Origin of the sequence: Winogradskyella costae (assembly GCF_013403865.1) — a bacterium.
GTDB lineage: Bacteria > Bacteroidota > Bacteroidia > Flavobacteriales > Flavobacteriaceae > Winogradskyella > Winogradskyella costae.
On record NZ_JABFDK010000006.1, the window covers coordinates 1 to 18,540 of the forward strand.

General features: G+C 33.5%; 8 protein-coding genes and 3 tRNA genes. 4 read left to right on the forward strand and 7 right to left on the reverse strand.

Features of this window, described 5'->3' with window-relative positions:
- From HM986_RS12410 to HM986_RS12430, 6 genes are all read right to left on the reverse strand, one after another.
- The coding region (locus HM986_RS12410; protein WP_317167360.1) for a choice-of-anchor L domain-containing protein at window positions 1-2,318 on the reverse strand (2,318 nt) is incomplete at its 3' end.
- 209 nt (window positions 2,319-2,527) lie between these two features.
- Window positions 2,528-2,722, reverse strand: a complete 195-nt coding sequence (locus HM986_RS17890; RefSeq protein ID WP_394354226.1) for a hypothetical protein — start codon at window positions 2,720-2,722, stop codon at window positions 2,528-2,530.
- A 15-nt stretch (window positions 2,723-2,737) separates the two neighbouring features.
- Window positions 2,738-4,645 carry an OmpA family protein gene (locus HM986_RS12415; RefSeq protein ID WP_179335418.1) on the reverse strand — a complete coding sequence of 636 codons (1,908 nt, stop codon included), beginning with the start codon at window positions 4,643-4,645 and terminating at the stop codon, window positions 2,738-2,740.
- 20 nt (window positions 4,646-4,665) lie between these two features.
- The gene (locus HM986_RS12420) at window positions 4,666-5,571 is read right to left on the reverse strand and encodes a PorP/SprF family type IX secretion system membrane protein (RefSeq protein WP_179335419.1); all 906 of its coding nucleotides are present in this window, start codon (window positions 5,569-5,571) and stop codon (window positions 4,666-4,668) included.
- A 29-nt stretch (window positions 5,572-5,600) separates the two neighbouring features.
- On the reverse strand, window positions 5,601-9,617 hold the full coding sequence (locus HM986_RS12425; protein ID WP_179335420.1) for a choice-of-anchor L domain-containing protein: 4,017 nt from the start codon (window positions 9,615-9,617) through the stop codon (window positions 5,601-5,603).
- Window positions 9,618-9,747: 130 nt separating this feature from the next.
- Window positions 9,748-12,813, reverse strand: a complete 3,066-nt coding sequence (locus HM986_RS12430) for a T9SS-dependent choice-of-anchor J family protein (RefSeq protein WP_179335421.1) — start codon at window positions 12,811-12,813, stop codon at window positions 9,748-9,750.
- A 634-nt stretch (window positions 12,814-13,447) separates the two neighbouring features.
- Between HM986_RS12430 and HM986_RS12435 the strand changes: the two genes are divergently transcribed.
- The 4 genes from HM986_RS12435 to HM986_RS12450 all read left to right on the forward strand — a co-directional run bounded on the left by HM986_RS12435 (window position 13,448) and on the right by HM986_RS12450 (window position 15,958).
- The gene (locus HM986_RS12435) at window positions 13,448-15,175 is read left to right on the forward strand and encodes a tetratricopeptide repeat protein (protein WP_179335422.1); all 1,728 of its coding nucleotides are present in this window, start codon (window positions 13,448-13,450) and stop codon (window positions 15,173-15,175) included.
- A 371-nt stretch (window positions 15,176-15,546) separates the two neighbouring features.
- A tRNA-Gly gene (locus tag HM986_RS12440) sits at window positions 15,547-15,619 on the forward strand.
- A 57-nt stretch (window positions 15,620-15,676) separates the two neighbouring features.
- Window positions 15,677-15,758, forward strand: a tRNA-Tyr gene (locus tag HM986_RS12445).
- Between the two features lie 127 nt (window positions 15,759-15,885).
- A tRNA-Gly gene (locus HM986_RS12450) sits at window positions 15,886-15,958 on the forward strand.
- Window positions 15,959-16,010: 52 nt separating this feature from the next.
- Here the strand turns inward: HM986_RS12450 and HM986_RS12455 are convergent.
- Window positions 16,011-18,536 carry a leucine-rich repeat domain-containing protein gene (locus tag HM986_RS12455; RefSeq protein WP_179335423.1) on the reverse strand — a complete coding sequence of 842 codons (2,526 nt, stop codon included), beginning with the start codon at window positions 18,534-18,536 and terminating at the stop codon, window positions 16,011-16,013.
- Between the last annotated feature and the right edge of the window lie 4 nt (window positions 18,537-18,540).

Genomic DNA, 18,540 nt, shown 5'->3' on the forward strand with positions numbered 1-18,540 from the left:
GGCGCTGTAGCTAAAGCTTTTGTGTTAACAACTAAATTAAATAATGCAGTGGCTGAGGCATTGTAACAACTAGAATCACTTATACTTGTTACCCTAACATAGATAGGTTGCAAGTTAATAGTATTTGTATATGTTAATGGTAAAGCGTTATTACCTGATTCTGCTTCTTCGGGTGTTAAATGGTAGGATACTGTAAAATTTGAGGCGGGTTGTGACCCTAAAATTGTAGCGCTCTGATCACTCAATTCAAAACTCTCTAATCCATTATTAGAATCGTCATCACAGGCTTCCAAATTTGATACTGAATTAATTATTGGAGCTGATGCCGCTAATAATTGGAATGATGTGACTACTGAACACACTTGAGAAACGTCTGCTAAACGAACCCATAGAGTTTGCGGGTTAGACACATTAGTATAAAGATTTGGTAACGGATTTGAATTATCAATTGCATCGACTTCAGTGAAATGATAGGTAACGGAATATTCCGCAGAACTTTGATCACCTAGTACATTATCATTATTTTCAGATAAATTAAATTCTTCTTCCCCAGTACTACTACATATTACCAAATCTGGAGCAAGATTTATTACTGGACTTCCTATAAACTCAACTAAAATAGAATCTGAAAATTGACATACTTCCTCAAATGCTACATCTACCGAGTATATACCCGTTTCAACAACCGTAAGCATTGAACTTGTTTCACCTTCAATCTCTATTCTATTATTTGGTACTGAAGGATCTGCAGCGTAGTACCAAATATGATCAGCGAAAGGTGCTGCTGTATCTAATACAATCTCTCCACCACCACATTGAGCATTACCAGCTTCAATAGTAATATCATCACCTAAATCACCTCCTAAATCAAAGCTTCCTGCTTTAAGAAATACACCTGAATCATATTGATTATCTCTATCATCGGCAATTACTAATTTTATAGTATAATTTTCGCCAGGAATAACAGTAGATTGTGCTGTAAATACTGCGGTTCTACCATCAAATGCTATTGGTGGTTGGTTGTATGGTATATATTCCCCAAAATATTCCTCATTAGCCCCACCACAATCTTCACCATTATCAGGGTGGACATTAGTCACTAATACAGGTAAGTTTGTCTCTGGAATCACTGCTAAATTAGAAACATTACCATCGGAATCTGTTAATAGAAAAGCAAAAGCATCAGAATATTGACATTCAAACCCCCCCATATCATACTCTTCAGAAGCCATTAAAAACTCAAAACTTATAGTATCTGCTAAAGGAATAAAATTAAATTGGATAAATGTAGCATTATGAGAATTTACACCCAAAGCAGCATCTAATTCATCGTCTCCCCCCCAAATATTAGAGCCATTACCTAAACTAAGATTATTTGGCCCTCTTGCATCACTAGCCTCTCCTGAACTTAAAAGAATCCCATCACTAAAAGGAAAATTTAATCCATCTCCAAAAAAGTAGCCAATACCGTTAGGCTGTGAGCTAGTAATACTTGATCCTGTAGACCAAGTTACGTCAGACACAGACGCACAAGGACTATTAATCAGCACTTCAGTAATTAATTCTTCAGGGGTAAATATATTTTGATCTATAATTACATTAGGCCCCATTACAAAAACAGGAATTGTAGTAACTTCAGAACATCCTAATGGATTATTATCTGTAACTGTTAATGTTACTATAAAAGTACCATCAGTTGAAAATGTATTAGAAACTTCTGTTCCTGTACCTGTATTTCCATCTCCAAAATCCCAATCATAAGTGGCACCTGAGCCATCCAAAGAAAACATTGCGCTTCCTGAAAAATTAACCGTTTCCCCTGGTAATATACCAATTACACCAGATTCATTTGGTGCAGGTGTTGTATTATTAATTGACGGTGTAATATCCTGACAAGGTGTAATACATGATATTTCAGCCTTCCAACCATTTATATTTCCAGTTTCATTACTTGAAAATGCAAAAGTTAAACAACCCGAAATATTACTTTGTGATGCCGAGACAAAACCTGGCGAAGAAACCCCCGTATATACACCAATAATATCAGCTGATACATCATCACCATCATAAATGGTTAAAAAATCTACATTAAGTTGTGTTAAAAATTCGACGAAATTAACGTTAAGACGATCACCACTATTTTCAGGACATATGGTAGTGATATAACTTTCATTATCTGAATAAGACTCTAATTCTCCTCCTGAATCATAAAAGAAATCTGGAGCACAGCGATTAAAGGTGCCATCTTGCATTAAAAGATCTTGCGAGAATCCTACTTTAATAACTAAAAATATGACTATGTATATAATTTTTTTCACTCTAAATTGTTTTTAAAAGAAATAGTAAAGTCTCTTATTAATATAATTGGAATAAATGCACTCCCTCTATTTGTTACATTAGTTATTGTTATAGTATTACATACATAATGTGACAGATTGTAAGCTAATCATTTAAAGGTGCTCAAGCTTAAAAAGCTTGAGCACCCTAGAATTAAAATAAGTTAAAAGCTTAATGCCTTTCGACCTATTTAGATTTTTTTTATAGTTCTGCGCTTGTTTTTTAATAAAGCATTAGACCTCTCATTTTTTTCTCTTTTATAGAAAAAAGCTTCAATACGTTCCTTCAATTGAATTTTATTTCCCTGCGTACATAATTCATTTTTCTTACAGAATTCAATTAATTCGAATTTTAAACAATGATGATGTTCTAATTTTTCTTTCAAAACTTATCGCTTTAATTATTGCTGTAAACTATCTACAATAATAAATTCAGAACGTCTATTTTCAGCGTGCTGTGCTTTAGTACAACGCGCAGAACAATCTACTTTAGGCTCAGTTTCACCTTTACCTTCTCCAGAAATACGAGCTTCACTAATACCTTTAGATATTACATACTGCACTGTAGTTTTGGCTCTACGATTAGAAAGTAATGTATTATATGATTCCGGACCTCTAGAATCGGTGTGCGATATTGCATTAATTTTCATTTCAGGATATTTGTTCATTATCTGAACTAGCTTATCTAATTCAAATGCCGCTTGTGTTGTAATATTAGACTTATCAAAATCGAAATAAATTGGTGCCAAATCTATAGTTTCGGCTAAAATTAATTTTTCGATAGGATCTAAATTAATTTGAACATTGTTTTCTTCTTCATTAGAACCTTTTACTTGTACTTTCTTGCTATCAAAGCCATCCATTACAACTTCTAATTCGGTGTCTTGCTCACATTCAATCATAAATTCAGCTAAACCTTCTGCATTCGTTATTTTAGAAAGAACCTTGTTTCCCTCGGCATCAAATAATGCTACTGTTGCACCTGCGATAGGTTCACGTGTCTTATCATCTAAAATGGTTGCAATTACTAATACATCACAAAGAGGCTCTAGTTTTTTAAACTCATAGATATCATCACTTCCTTTTCCTCCTGCTCTATTAGAAGACACTAATCCTTGATCATTTTCTTCATCAATTACAAAAGCAAAATCATCAGCATTACTATTTATCGGAATTCCTGCATTACGAATTGTAGATATTTTACCATCTATTTCTTTAGTGTAAAAGACATCTAAACCTCCTAAGCCTAAATGACCAGTAGATGAAAAATACAGCGTATTATTACTGCTAATGTATGGAAACATTTCTTGTGCTTCTGTATTTACTTTTTGCCCCATGTTAACAGGCTCACCTAAAGTACCGTCTGTACTAATTGATGCTTTATAAATATCAAAGTTTCCATATCCACCAGGCATATTAGATGCAAAATAAATGGTTTTACCGTCTGCACTAACTGAAGGGTTTTTAACAGAATAATTTTCGCTGTTAATAGCTAAACTTTCTACAGTATCCCAATCGTCACCTAATTTAGTTGCTTTAAATAAATAAAGTTGACTAAATTTTGCACTGCTAAGAGAATCCTTTTGATAGTCTTTTTCAAAATAACTTTCTCGAGAGAAATACATTGTCTCACCATCAGGAGAAAAAGAAACTAATCCTTCGTGGTATTTTGTATTAATTTTATTGTTCGCTAGCACTGCTTCTTGAGAAGATCCATCTGAATTTTTAGCAACGGTGTAAATATCTAAAAATGGTTGATCGTTCCATCCGTAATTTTTTCTACTGTCATTACGACCAGATGTAATGTATAAATTACCATTATTCATGATACCTCCAAAGTCAGATTGTTCAGAATTGTAATCTGCATTTTGAAGGTTGAACTTTTTACCTTGATCTAATATTTTAGGCAGGTAATCCGGATTGGCTCTATATGCTGTTGCTCTATTATCAGCAGGACGCATGGTTGCAAACTTATCCATTTGATTACCAGATGCTTCATACTTACCATTTGCCTTTAGCATTTGTGAGTATTTAAAAACCATTTCTGGGTCGTTTGAAGTCTCTAAAGCTTTAGCGTACCAACGTTCTGCTTCAACAGTATTAAAAATATTATAGTAGCTTTCTGCCAATTGTCCATAAACATAGCTGTCTCCTTTTCCTTTTTCAACAAGTTTATTATAATCATCTACAGCCTTTACAAACTCGTATCGGTCAAAATGTTTATCTGCTTTTTTTGTATCGTTGTTTTGAGCAGTTAAGCAAAAGCCACTCATTAACGTAATAAGTAATAGTGTATTAAAGTTTTTCATAATTGTTTTAGCTTAACTGATTAAAAGTATCTTGGTGAACGAGAAACGCGTTTCGGAAAATTAAGATCAAATAATAACATGACTTCATGCGATGCAGGTGCATATTTTTTTATGTCAGAAGTTATAGCGTCGTAAGCATAACCAATTCTAACAGCAGGTGTAACTGCAAAGTTTATTAAACCCGAAAACGAATCGTCTAACCTATAAGAGGCTCCTATTTCAAACTTCTTAAAGAACCTAGCATTAAGGTTTACATCAAAAGATGTTGGTGCATCAAATGCAGACTTCAGCATTACAGAAGGTTTAAGTTCTGTATTAGGTGAAAGATCAAAGACATAACCACCAGTTAAAAAATAGTGTTGTGTTTCTGACCCAATTTTAGTCCCATTATTATCTAAATGAACCGATGATAATAAGTTTGGTGCAGATAACGATACATAATATTTATCAGTGTAGTAAAAGAACCCTGCCCCAAAATTAGGTGTTGTTGAATTAATACCTTGAGAGAAAAAATCATCAGTAGGATCGATAACTTCTATATCTGTTAATCCAATATCATGAAACGTTGCACCAGCTTTAACACCAAATGCTAGTTTGTGTTCTCCTCCTAAATTTAAAGTATAAGAAAGATCCACATATGCATTTGTTTCCTTTACAGGTCCGATATTATCTGCAATAACAGAAACACCTAAACCTAAATTATTACCAATTGGGGAGTGCCCAAAAAACGTTCCTGTTTCTGGGCCTCCATCAATTTTTGTCCATTGAGTTCTGTACAATAGTCCAAAAGAAAGATTTTCTTTTGATCCTGCATAAGCAGGATTGACTATATTCATATTATACATGTACTGCGTGTACTGAGGGTCTTGTTGTCCGTACATTTTAAATGCTAAAAGCAAGACCGCTATAATAGTGAGTTTTTTCATTATAATTAGTAGTTGATTCTGTTATTTAATTATCTGTTAATATATACCCAAGAACTTTTTGACTTTGCTCCGCCTTCATAAATAACGGTGTAGAAATAAGTTCCAATTGGCAACTCTTCACCATCGTCTGTCTGACCTTTCCACTCGTTGGTATAGTTGTTTTTAGAGTACACTTGAGTTCCGTACCTGTTAAAAATTTCTAATTTAGTAACATTGAAAGCACTAAGATCAAAGGCATCATTCTTACCATCGTTATTAGGTGAAATACCTTCTGGGAATACACAAGTCTCTAACTCTATTATGGTAAATTCATCAATACCTATACATCCTGTATCATTAAACATAACTTCAACCTCATATAATCCAGCTTCTAAAACAGGTAAAGTCAGACCATTTTCGTCATCAATGACTCCACCATCTCGATACCAGCTTATAGACACTTCAGATAAAGAATAATTTTCAGGAATTGCTTCAATATATATTGGAGATGAAGCATTAGAACAAACTTCATAATCTACATCAGAAGAAAAATTGGTTATAGGTTGATTTCCAATTATTAAATCAAAGCTATTAGTTACATAACAATCTGAGAAATCGACAGACTCGACTCTAACAAATAGAGTTTCGCCAGCACTGTCATAAGAATTTGCTAGTGCATTGGTCGCGGATATAGCCTCTGCTTCTGATGTGTAATAAGACACATTAAATTGGGACGCTTCTTGACCGTTAAGAATTTCTGAACCATGATTCTCTAAATTAAAACTTGCCAAACCATCATTATCAAAATCGCATTCTATGAAATCCACGCTCAACGCTGTATGCGAAGGAGTTGTAGTTGTTAGAGAAAATGAGGTTGTAGAATAACATCCTGAATTATTATCTTCTATTCTCGCATAAACTACTTGAGGATTTGAAACATTACTATAAACAGAAGGCAATGGACTTAGATTATCTATAGCATCTTGTTCTGAAATATGATATGTAATAGTGTAATCTGAAGCATTTTGAGATCCTAAAATATAACTATCATTCTCTGTGAGGTTAAATAGCGCTTGATTGGTTGTAGAGCATTCTAATAAATCAATGGCTGGATTAGCAACTGGGACTGATAAAAACTCAACGACAATTTCATCACTAAGAATACAATCACTAGAAAATATGACTTGTGCTGTATATACACCTGGCTCAGAAGCTGTTATAACAGACCCTGAAGCATCAGTAACAAGTAACCCATCTTTAAACCAAAAATGCTCGAGATCCGGTAAGTCGGTATCTAAAATAATTGGCTCATTTAAGCACGAAGCTGTACCCGCGTTTATGGTAATATCATCACCTAAATCTAATTCCCCAATATCAAAACTACCAGACTTAAGAAAGATACCAGTATCGTATTGTGGATCTGAATCATCTGCAACGACCAATTTAATATGATAGGTCTCTCCAATAGTCACGGCTGATTGAGCTGTAAAAACAACAGTTCTACCATTGAAATTCATTGGTGGCAAGTTTTCAGTAATGTATTCTCCAAAATACTCCTCGTTAATCGCTGGACAAGATTCATTTTCTGGGTGAATATTTGTTGTTAAAATTGGTATTGAAGTCCCCGGAATAACAGCTAAATTAGTTACGTTATCCTCAGAATCAGTTAAGAGAAAAGCAAAAGCATCTGAATACGTACACTCATCTGTTCCGCCTATTGCTCCTGTGTATTCTTCTGAAGCCATCATAAAGTCGAAACTTATAGTGTTTGATAATGGCACAAAATCAAATTCAATTATAGTTGCATTTAGAGATGACACCCCTAAATAATTATCTAAATCAGAATCTCCAGGCCACGATGTTCCACCCGAATTTATTAATTCATTATTTGGTCCTCCTGCTTCCACAACATGACCTGTACTTAGCAATATTCCTTGTTCAAAAGGAAACCCTTCGCCATCCATGGAGAAATAACCAATACCATTAGGCTGACCATCATTAAAGCTGACACCTGTAGAATAAGTAATATTAGATACCTGAGCACATGGACTATTAAATAAGATATCGCGTACCAATTCGTCTACGGTATACACATTATCGCTTACTTCTATACTATTAAAACCTTTTCTAATACATAAATCAAAAGTTACGTTTTCATCTTCAGAACCTTCCGAGAATACTCTAATATAGTAAGTGTCACCAATAATTAATTGCGGTGTGACACTAGAGTTTGAATCTGAACAATACAATTCGTTTAGACTTCCACAAGCACCTTCGTAAACGGCATGATTAAGACCTGAAGATATTTCGTTTTCAACAATATTTATAAACTCTATTATTTGAATATCATTTATAGCGGTAAACTGAAACCACACATCGTCATCAGGATCTCCTTCACAGGATGTTCCAGATTCATTAGATGGCGTTGCAGATAATATAGTCCCATAATTTAATAGCGTACAGTCATCACCTGTATTTACTACTGCAATTTCTGCATTTATACACTCATCATTTTCAGGAAGACAAGATCTAACTACTATTGGCAAACTATTGTACACACAGTTAACATCTTGGTCATTATTTAAAGTATAGATTACATTTGTAAAAAATGGAAATGGACCTATTTGATAAGTTCCAATAGCATCTATAGTTGTTGTATTTGTATCTATATTGTTAGACAAGGTTAAAGATGCAGCAGAACCTAAAGATGTAACATTAACATCTAATAAAAACTGATCACCATTATCACAATCATCTACAATTGTAAAGGTTGATTCTGAATTTGTACATGTAGCACAATTAACGGTATAAGTAATACCTCCTCTCATAGGGTCAAACCCATTAGCACAACTTGATGGTACAAAATCATCTGAAGCAACATAAAAGGAGATTCTATTTCCTGTAGACGTAAAGGTTACACCAGTTAGATCTCCTTCGTCACCGAAAAAATAATCCTCATAAGCAACTATAGAAGAGCCATCAGTATCAATAACCACCAATGGATCCCATCCATCTTGAACAAAACCTGACTGAAAAGTTAACGTTAAAGGAGTGCCATCTGTACTCGTAAACGTAAATACTTCAGGATTAGCTACACCGTCATCACCATAACACAGAGACTCAACTAAAGGACCTGCATTACAATCTACTATAAAATCCGTTTGTATTGGAGTTGTAAAAGTTAAAGGACCTGCCCAAATACTATTACCGTTTGTACAATTTGCTCTTACATATACTTCATACTCCGTTCCAAAAGATAAATCATTTACAATAATGTTTGTAACTGTAGACGCTATACCCGAGGTTGGAATACCAGACCCTGAAGGTTGTACAACATACTCCCAAGACGTTTCACTATCATTAGCTACCCAATAAAAACTAGCAGAAGCACTTGAAGCATTAGAATTCACATAGTTAAGAGAAGGTGTTGGCGAAATACAAAATGTTCCACATGTTTCTACACGTACTAAATCTATTGACATATCTGCTCTACCACTAAAAGTAGCTCGAGTATTCTTAAATTCTAAATATATAGACTGCCCAAGATAAGCATCCAAATTAACACCTACAGGAACCCAAGCTTCAGAATTAGAAGTCTGTAATTGACCAGTCCATGTAAATACATTTGTAAAGGGCCCCGAAATTGAAGTAGAAATACCGACTTCCAATTCCCCCATATTATCACCATAAGCATGCATATAAAAAGACAATTCAGCCCCATCTGTAGCTGTAGTAAGATCAATTACAGGACTAATAATTGATGCTGAGGCCTGGTTAACATTACCTGAAGCCTCAAAATTCATATAATTAGAACCGCTAAATGCTGAACTTGGTCCGGTTCCGCTACTATCTGAATTACCGGGAACTTCCCAATAACCCCCAATATTATTGGTTGTAATATCCCCTACCCATCCGTCAGAATCATCAAATTCTTCTGTAAATACGTAAGTAGAGTTATTAGAAGGACAAGACACCCCAACTGGTGAGGGTATTGTTTGACATAAAGCTGTTGAACTCCCAAGCAAACAGAAAGCTAAAAAGGTCAGTTTGAAGATATTCTTATTCATTTTCAATTTTTATTTAATTCGGTAAAAAAAATTAGTCAATTTTTAAACAGACACCTGTTAAATCCAAAATCAATCAAAACAACAAAAGCCACAAAGTAAAATTAAGTGGCTTCTGTGTTCTATAATAAATTTATTGTTTGATAACTCGTATCGTTTGCGTTACACTTTCAATAGTAACCTTAACAAAGTAAGTACCTATACTTAAGCCAGACATATCTAACTCATTAGTAATATTATTAGGAGTTGTTCTCAATACTTGTTGACCTAACATATTATATACCACTATATTTTCAATACTTTTTTGAGCATTTAATGTTAACGTGTTATTAACAGGATTAGGGTAGTATGTAAATGCAGCTTCGTTAATTACATCATCAACACTTAAGACACCACATGAAACTGTTGCCTCCCAACCTGTCAAACTCGTAAAAGGATCAGATCTAAACTCAATCGTTAATGCTCCTGATGCATCTGTAGAGGTAAAAGAATCACCAACATGAAGTTCGCTATCAGCTACGATTGTATTATCTCCATTACTACTATCTTGTCCACACAATGTTTGTGCTAAAACAGGATATGTATTATCTGGTCCATTATAAATAGTTAAGTAATCAAAACAACCATCTTGTTCGCCAGAACCAAAAGTATCTACCTCTATATCAACATACGTAAATGTAATAGTTACGGCGTCTCCATCTGAATTTGGAAGAATAGTAGAAGACGAAAATTCAGATTCTGAATAATTACCATGACTACCTCCACCATCAACAAAAATACCACCACAAGCTGGAGGAACAATTTCAGTTGCAAATACAAATGGTCCTGTCCATGTAGAAACGCCTTCTGCAACACAATCGGCCTGCACATAAACTTCATAATGGTTATCATCTTGTAAACCTGTAAGCGTATAAGGATTTGTAACCCCAAAGACAGTAGCTAATCCTGTAACTGTTTCACCTGCAGTTATATTAACCACTTCAATATTCCAAGTGGTACCAACACCATTAGCTGTCCAAGCTACGTCAGCTGTAGTCAATGTAATATTGGATACAGATAGATCTGTAGGAGCCATACAAGCAGGCGCCTCATCAAAAGTAACGTCATCAATAGCAATATCATCGTCAACATCACCAGGGGCAATAACTTCAGAAAACGTAAAACGAGCTTGTGCTGGTCCGGTAAACGTTAAACCACTAATATCTAAAGTCTTCAATTCCCAACCTACTGTATTTGTATTATAAGTTGCCATAAGATTCCAAGCAGCACCATCCCAAACTTCTACATCTAGTTGTGCGTTTTCTGAATCTTCAGAATTACTTATTTCATAAAAACTTAATGCTGGAGTTGTTAATGTACTAACATCGACAAAAGGAGTTAATAAATATCTAGGGCCGTGATCACTAGAAGCATCAGCTGCAGCATAGAAACCTCCTGTTACAGTACTTCCTGATAATGTACCACGATCACCAACATGACCTAATCCTGACTCTTGAAAAAACCATTCTTCTTCTCCCGAATCACTATACATTCTCCAACAATCTGGTATAGCACCACCATTATCAAAACCTTCTGTATATGGTGCCGTAAGCGCATTACAATCTGTTTGGAATGATACTCGTTCTATCCAAAGTGAATTTCCATCCGTAGCACCACAGTTTGACTGTACATAAATTTCATAAAATGTATCTGGCAATAAATTCGTAACGGTATATGGGTTAGTAACTCCTGTTAGTGTTGCTACACCGGTTGCAGTTTCTCCTGCCGTTAGATTTACAATTTCAATATTCCAAGCTGTAGCACTACCAGTTTCTATCCATGCTAAATCTGCTGTTGTAGCAGTAACATTTGCAACAGATAAATCTTCAGGAAAGATACAAGGTATAGGGTTATCAAAAATTACATCGTCAATAGCGATATCATCATCACTACCACCATTAGGTTCAGAAAAAGTAAAGCGAGCTTGTGCTGGTCCTGTATATGTTAACGTACTTATATCTATTATTTTTAACTCCCAACCGTCTGTATTTGTGTCAAATGTAGCCATAAGATTCCATGTAGCTCCATCCCAAATTTCTACATCTAATTGTGCATTTTCAGAATCTTCAGCATTACTAATTTCATAAAAACGTAGTTCAGGTGTCGCTAATGCACTAACATCTACAAAAGGACTCATTAAATATCGAAGACCATGATCACTCGACGCATCACAAACAGCGTAATAGCCATCTGATAATGTACTGCCTGAGAGGTCTCCACCATCTCCAACATGACTTGGACCAGAATCTCTAAAAAACCAATCTTCCTCTCCTGAATCACTAGACATTGTCCAACAAGCAGGAATATCACCTGCATTCTCAAAATTTTGTGTGTAAGGTGCTATAAAAGTATCACAAGACGTCGTAAATGACATTGGACCTACCCAAATAGAAGAACCATCAACTACACCACAATCGGCTTGCACATAAAATTCATATTGGTTACCAGACGCTAAACTTGTTGCTGTATAAGGGTTAGTAACTCCAGTAAAAGTTGAAACACCAGTTACAGATCCACCAGCAGTAACATTTACAATTTCTATATTCCAAGCTGAAGCAGTACCATTTTCTGTCCAAGCTAAATCTGCCGTTGTAGTACTAATATTATCTACTGTTAATTCTGTAGGCTCCATACAAGCAGGAAATGTGTCATTCACAAAATTATCTACATACAATTCCCAATTATCAGTTGACGTTGATTTAATAGCAACATAAACTGATTGCCCATTATAAGAGGTCAGGTCTAAAGTAACCTTAGTCCATTCGTCAGAAGCTTCGCTCTCTGGTTGTAGAATTACAGTAAAGCCAGCTGCAGTAGCTGTGGTTGTAGACAATACCACCTCATAAGGATCTAAAAACAAACCACTTCTCGATTTTACATAAAATGTTAATCTATCATTTAAATCAGAAGTTACTGAAATTTGAGGGGTAATTAAGTAATCATCATTAGCATCAGGAAATCCAGATCCAATCTTTGCAACGGAAGAACCATCCTGTGCGCCATTTTCTGGTGAATCTTCCCACACCCACGATGTTGTACTCGCAAGATCCAAAACAGTCCATGATGCAGGTATTTCTGTTTCAAAGCTCTCTGTGAATTGCGCATTAGATCGCCAACAAAAAGCAATCATTACAAGAAATAGTAAAGTAATTTTTTTCATAAAGTTAGTTATTAAAAGTTAGTGTTTTTTAGAAATAAAAAAATAGCTCTATATAAAAGAGTCCAGCTTTTTTTAAAACTTATGAAGCTAAAGTTGAACATTATCTTCCTTATTCTTAAATTTTAGGGGTTATCAAAAGGTAATCATGTTAAAATTAAAAGGCACCACACACCTCAAACATCTCATAAACAATTAATTAATAAAATAAATTGATTACAACAAAAAACACCGCAATATTACCAAATAAATGAGAATTAACTAAAACTATTAAACTTTAGATGAATTTATTTCAAAGAAAATAGCAATAACCAAAGTATAAATCATTAGAAAACACTATTTCTAATCAAAAAAAATTAACATTTAAAATACCCTAATAATAAAAATATAAAAATGTAAGATGACGTCTAATGACGTATTGTTTTTAACAAAAAAACCACTTCAAAATCATGATTATCATAAAAAATTACGAATAAATTTAAAAGCCTTAATTATATTATAAACTTTCATTAATATTAAAGGCTTTAAAGAATCTCTTATATAATAAAAGAAAAATTACAACCCATTTTTGAGAAGAATTAGTATCTCAAATTAACAAAATTATAAAGCAATTATGTTTTTAAATGCCTTAAAAAAATTGAGTATATTCTTTTTCACCCTCCTTCTAGGTAATATATGCTATGCTCAAAATAATGAACCTTTAATTAAAATTAGTGATTTAGATAGTTTGCACAATCAATTTTACGGGCAAGCCTCTGAAGAAGCTTATTTGGTTCACAACAAACTTTTAAGACAATCAAAAAAACTCTCATACGACCAAGGCATACTTTCCGCTTATAAATCATTAATGTGGTATTATGGTGTAAGTTCAAAAGCAAATATTGATAGTGTTTTACATTATGCGGATCTGTTTGAAACAAAAGTTATAACCAAAAGTATCAAAGCTGATACCTTACTAATAAAGGCTTTAAAACTTCCTCAGTATTACTTAAATAAAGGGCAGATATTGGCTAATGGATTTGGATTGCCTGAGCAAGGCTTAGAAAGCTATTTTAAGATTTATCCATTAATTTCAGAAGGTGACACTAGGTTGTTTATCGCTTACAACGTTTCAATTGCCGAAATCTACTACCATAAATTTCAATACGACAAAGCACTTGAGGTACTTACTCCACTATTAAAAGATACTGTTAATGTAGGATCTTTTACAAAAAAAATATTATTAAAAAATATTTCAGCAAATTATGTTCAGAAGGAAATGCCTGAAAAAAGTTATCCTTTGCACAAAGAATTATTAAACTTAGCCATAAAAACTAATGAGGTTTCAGAAATTTGGTGGACTAAAAACCAATTAGCAAATGATTATTTTAACTTAGGTGATTTCCAAAAGGCTATTGATTCTGCCCTCGTTGTGAGAAAATATTGCTTAGAAAATAAAGAACAGCAACTTATTTTTAATAATACCGCTTACTTAAGTACATTCTATCATGCTGCGGGAAATCTTGATAAAGCAATTGCTTACAGAAAAGAAGCCATTCAACTAGCACATGGATCTGAATATAAGAAAGACACCTACGATAGACTAGCTGAATATTATACTGAAAATAAGCAATATTTAAAAGCTATTGAGACATATCAAAAGAAGGATGCACTGGTAGATAGTTTAAGATCTAATGAAAAAAAAGCCCTTTCTAATTATATTGATTCTAATATAAAACTTCTTAAAGAGAAGCAAAAAAGCCAACAAATAAGTTTTGATATTGAGTTGTTAGAAATAGAGAACAAAAAGCAAAAACTATATTATTTAAGTATTAGCACCATACTTGTAAGTATCATTTTAATATTAGGTAGTATTCTTTTATTTAGAAAATATAAAAAAGGAGAAAAAATTATAGAAGTTTTAAAGAGTAATGAGAAAAAATTGCTCGAAGAAAAAATTATACTTCGCGAAAACGAACTTGAAGCTTCTGCTATAGCATTTTCGCAACGAATAGAAACATTAACATTAATTAAGAACGAACTAAACGAAATAAAAAAACCCGTAATACCAAAGTTAGAAGCTGCCAAACAAAAAGTAAATGATCTTATAAAATCTGCTTCCGACGTATCGATTATTACAAAAAGAATAGAATCAGAATACCCAACCATGTCGGCTAAATTATTAAACAAATATCCTAATCTATCGGATACACAAATTCGCTATTGCTTATTAACTAAAATGAATTTGTCTATAAAGGAAACTGCCACAATCTTAAATGTAACACCAGACACGGTAAAAGTAGCCCGAAGCCGATTAAAAAAGAAACTTAACATCCCCACAGATGTGTCCATCAAAATATTTTTAGATCAATTGTCTAAAGAATAGCTCAACCATTTGTAAGATTGCCTTAATGATATGAGTATATAATTACCTTATTAAACCTAAAAGGGCTTCTTGATTATTTGATTCTAAATAACAAATTATTAAAAAAGTAATGTCTTTAGTAATAATTACATTAGTATTTGATGGAAACTAAGAACACCCTAGCAAGACATGATTAGTTTTTCTTACGCATTTACTATCCCCAAAGTGCTTTATTACACACAGCATTAAGATAAAAATTCTATATTTTTGATACCTCTGAATTGTGCCTTTCCATTGAAAGATTTAACCAAAGTCAGAAATTTTTTGAGAATGTTCAGAAATCAAAGCAATTTTAAAAAATAGTTATATATTTGCGCTCGCTTACCAAAAATGCGAGAGTAGCTCAGTTGGTAGAGCGTCAGCCTTCCAAGCTGAATGTCGCCGGTTCGAACCCGGTCTCTCGCTCTAAAGACATCCTGAATTGTGAAGTCTTTTTTGTTTGAAATATTGAATTAAAGTTTTGGGGAGATACTCAAGCGGCCAACGAGGGCAGACTGTAAATCTGCTGACTACGTCTTCGCAGGTTCGAATCCTGCTCTCCCCACTAATAATTTTAATACAACGTTTCTTTTTATAACACAAAATTGATCAGATTGTGTCATCAATGTAAAGTAGACATAACGATTTTAAATATTGAAATACCATTAATTAAAGTAATTTAATTACAAAATGCGAGAGTAGCTCAGTTGGTAGAGCGTCAGCCTTCCAAGCTGAATGTCGCCAGTTCGAACCTGGTCTCTCGCTCAAAACGCTTCATAGAAATATGAAGCGTTTTTTTGCAATAAATTGTATGTCATTACACCCTAAAAGGCGCTTCACTATCTTCATCATCAAAATTTCGTTGGGACACTAACTTATTCTCCAATGGCTCATAGAGTTCAGATTTCATATTACTACCGTTAAATTTAGACGTCCAGTACACTAATTTCTTTAGATTAAGATTTCTAAAGTCTTCGGATACTTTTTCCGAAAAATCACAACCACTAATACTTAATACTTCCAACTGTTTTAATGCTGCTAATTCTACCGGTAAAACAACTTGTTTAAAATTGTTTATTCCTAACACACGTAGATTTTTCATGTTAGCAATCCAAGTAGGGATTTTTTCTTCTTTATGATGTGCTCTGATAAAAAGTGTTTCTAAGTTTAACTCAGAAATCGATTCAGGATATATACCTCCATTTTCATCTAAGCCTTCTAACCAAAGGTGTTTTAAAGAACTCCAATGCGATATTGCTTCAATACTTTCATCTGTAATATGATTACAATGTATCAGTTTTACCGCTTCAATAGTATCAACGTTTAGATTGTCTATGGTTTTAAGCGCGACACTCTGCATTCTTAACTTTTTAAGCTGAGGCAAATTTACAGCAGGAAAAGCATCAAAGCCTTTGGCTTCAAATATCCCTATGAATTCAAGGTTTGGTGTGTGTGTTAATAAACGCTCTAAGGCTTCGGTCGTTCCGTTATAATCATCAAGTCTTAACACTTTTAAATTGGTGTGTTTAAAGGCCGTTAATCCATTATTATGCTCTGAATTGGCCTTCTTAAATGTAATGGTAAGTTCCTTTAAATTTATGAAGTTTTTAAGTAAGCTATCTAACTGACTCACATCACTAGTAAAATGATACGATTCAATTTTTTTTGGATGTCTAAAGTTTTCAAAATCTAACACATTATTGACATCATCATTTCTATGCCCAAGATTAAATTTAGCAGCACTAATCACCGCATAAAACTCTTGTAAATTAAGTATTGGTGTGGCTTTGATTTCCAGACTAAAAACATCAAACGGTACTATTCCTGCTTCTACTCCTTTAATTTCAGAAATAGTTAAATTGGTAATATGCTTCGGTAAATGGTCAGTGTTTACAACTAAAGCACTCGCATTTTTAATCGTCAGGTTATCTAACTGTTCAATTTTTGAAAATACTGAAGGGAAAATTCTAACAGCTAATTTTATATCTTTAGTATGCCACTCTTGAAATCTGTATAATTCAATATTTTTAAGTCTTATACATTGCTCAATCCCTTCAAAAAGCCAATCTAATTTATGCTCTAGTTTGTAATGAAGCGTTGTTAAATTTTTAAATGCTGCTAACGATGTTTTGTGTGGAATTTCTGGTGGTTCACAATCTACTGTTATCGTCTTTAAATTAGGGAAAAATAATGCATTATCTAACACGAAATTAAGTAGTTTAGGCGAATCTATTTCTATAGATTCTCGCAGACTAATTTCCGTCATTGGTGAAATATTAGTTTCGCTATATGTAATTTTTGTTATTAATTCAGGTCTAGGCCTTTCTTCAAAACATCTAGACGCATCGCCAAAAAATAAGGTAGATGATATGGAATCTATCTTAGGGGCGTTAAGTTCAAAAAGCTCTAATTTTGGTAAATCTTCAAAACCACTTGGTAAGTTATCTATGCTTTTAGATAAAATCTGAAACTTTTTTAGTTGCTTTAAATGACTAACATCTTTAGGTAATGTTGTTAATTCATTTAAGTAAAACAATTCTATACGTTTTAAGGATGCAGGAAACACGACTTGAGATAGGTCTTGCACGCCTACATAACGTAGTTTGAACACTTTTAATTTAGTAAGTTTTGTAAGCCAATTAAAATCGGTTAGATTCATATTAGGAATAATTTTTCCAATCCAATAATCACCTTCTATACGTATTTTTTTTAAGGATGTTAACTGAGACATTGTACTTGGAAACCTTTTTAAACAAGGCGCAACAAGCTTTAATTCTTTTAATTTTGATAAATTACCAAAATCCTCTGGTAGTTGCTCAAACTCTCCCTCGAGATCTATTTCTTCTAACGACGTTAATTTTGATATCTCATTAAGAATACTATCATATTTATTGCCTTGTCCTTTTAAATGGATTTCTAAACTTTTTACGCCATTAAATCGTCTTAATATATGTGGATGTTCTAACAAGCGATCTAAAAAATCTACCGAAAACCTAAAAAATCCCAGGTTTCTATTCTTTCTCGTCATTAGATCATATAATTTAAGAAGGTCTAAGTCTTTAGATAGCAACCCGTATTCTAAAAAGGAAATCATTCTAGCTGCGTTTCTTCCTTTTTGTGTAATTTTTTTTCGGCTTTTAAAGGCTAGTTGCAAAGCTTCTGGGGCTTGTTTTTTTATAATGTTAGCACACTCTGCTCTATTTTTTTTATCTGTTGTTGCTTTTGCAATCGTAAAAATTTCATAATAAAAATCTTCTGGAAAGTTTTTAGACTTTTTAATCTCTTCATAATATTCATCCATTTTATAATAGGTGAATTCAGGGATTTCTGTTGGTTTTGTCATAGTA

Bases quoted from the DNA above. Each gene is read 5' to 3' on its own strand.
- HM986_RS12455 (WP_179335423.1), bottom strand. From the start codon at position 18,536: ATGACAAAACCAACAGAAATCCCTGAATTCACCTATTATAAAATGGAT.
- HM986_RS12425 (WP_179335420.1), bottom strand. From the start codon at position 9,617: ATGAATAAGAATATCTTCAAACTGACCTTTTTAGCTTTCTGTTTGCTT.
- HM986_RS12415 (WP_179335418.1), bottom strand. From the start codon at position 4,645: ATGAAAAACTTTAATACACTATTACTTATTACGTTAATGAGTGGCTTT.
- HM986_RS12430 (WP_179335421.1), bottom strand. From the start codon at position 12,813: ATGAAAAAAATTACTTTACTATTTCTTGTAATGATTGCTTTTTGTTGG.
- HM986_RS12420 (WP_179335419.1), bottom strand. From the start codon at position 5,571: ATGAAAAAACTCACTATTATAGCGGTCTTGCTTTTAGCATTTAAAATG.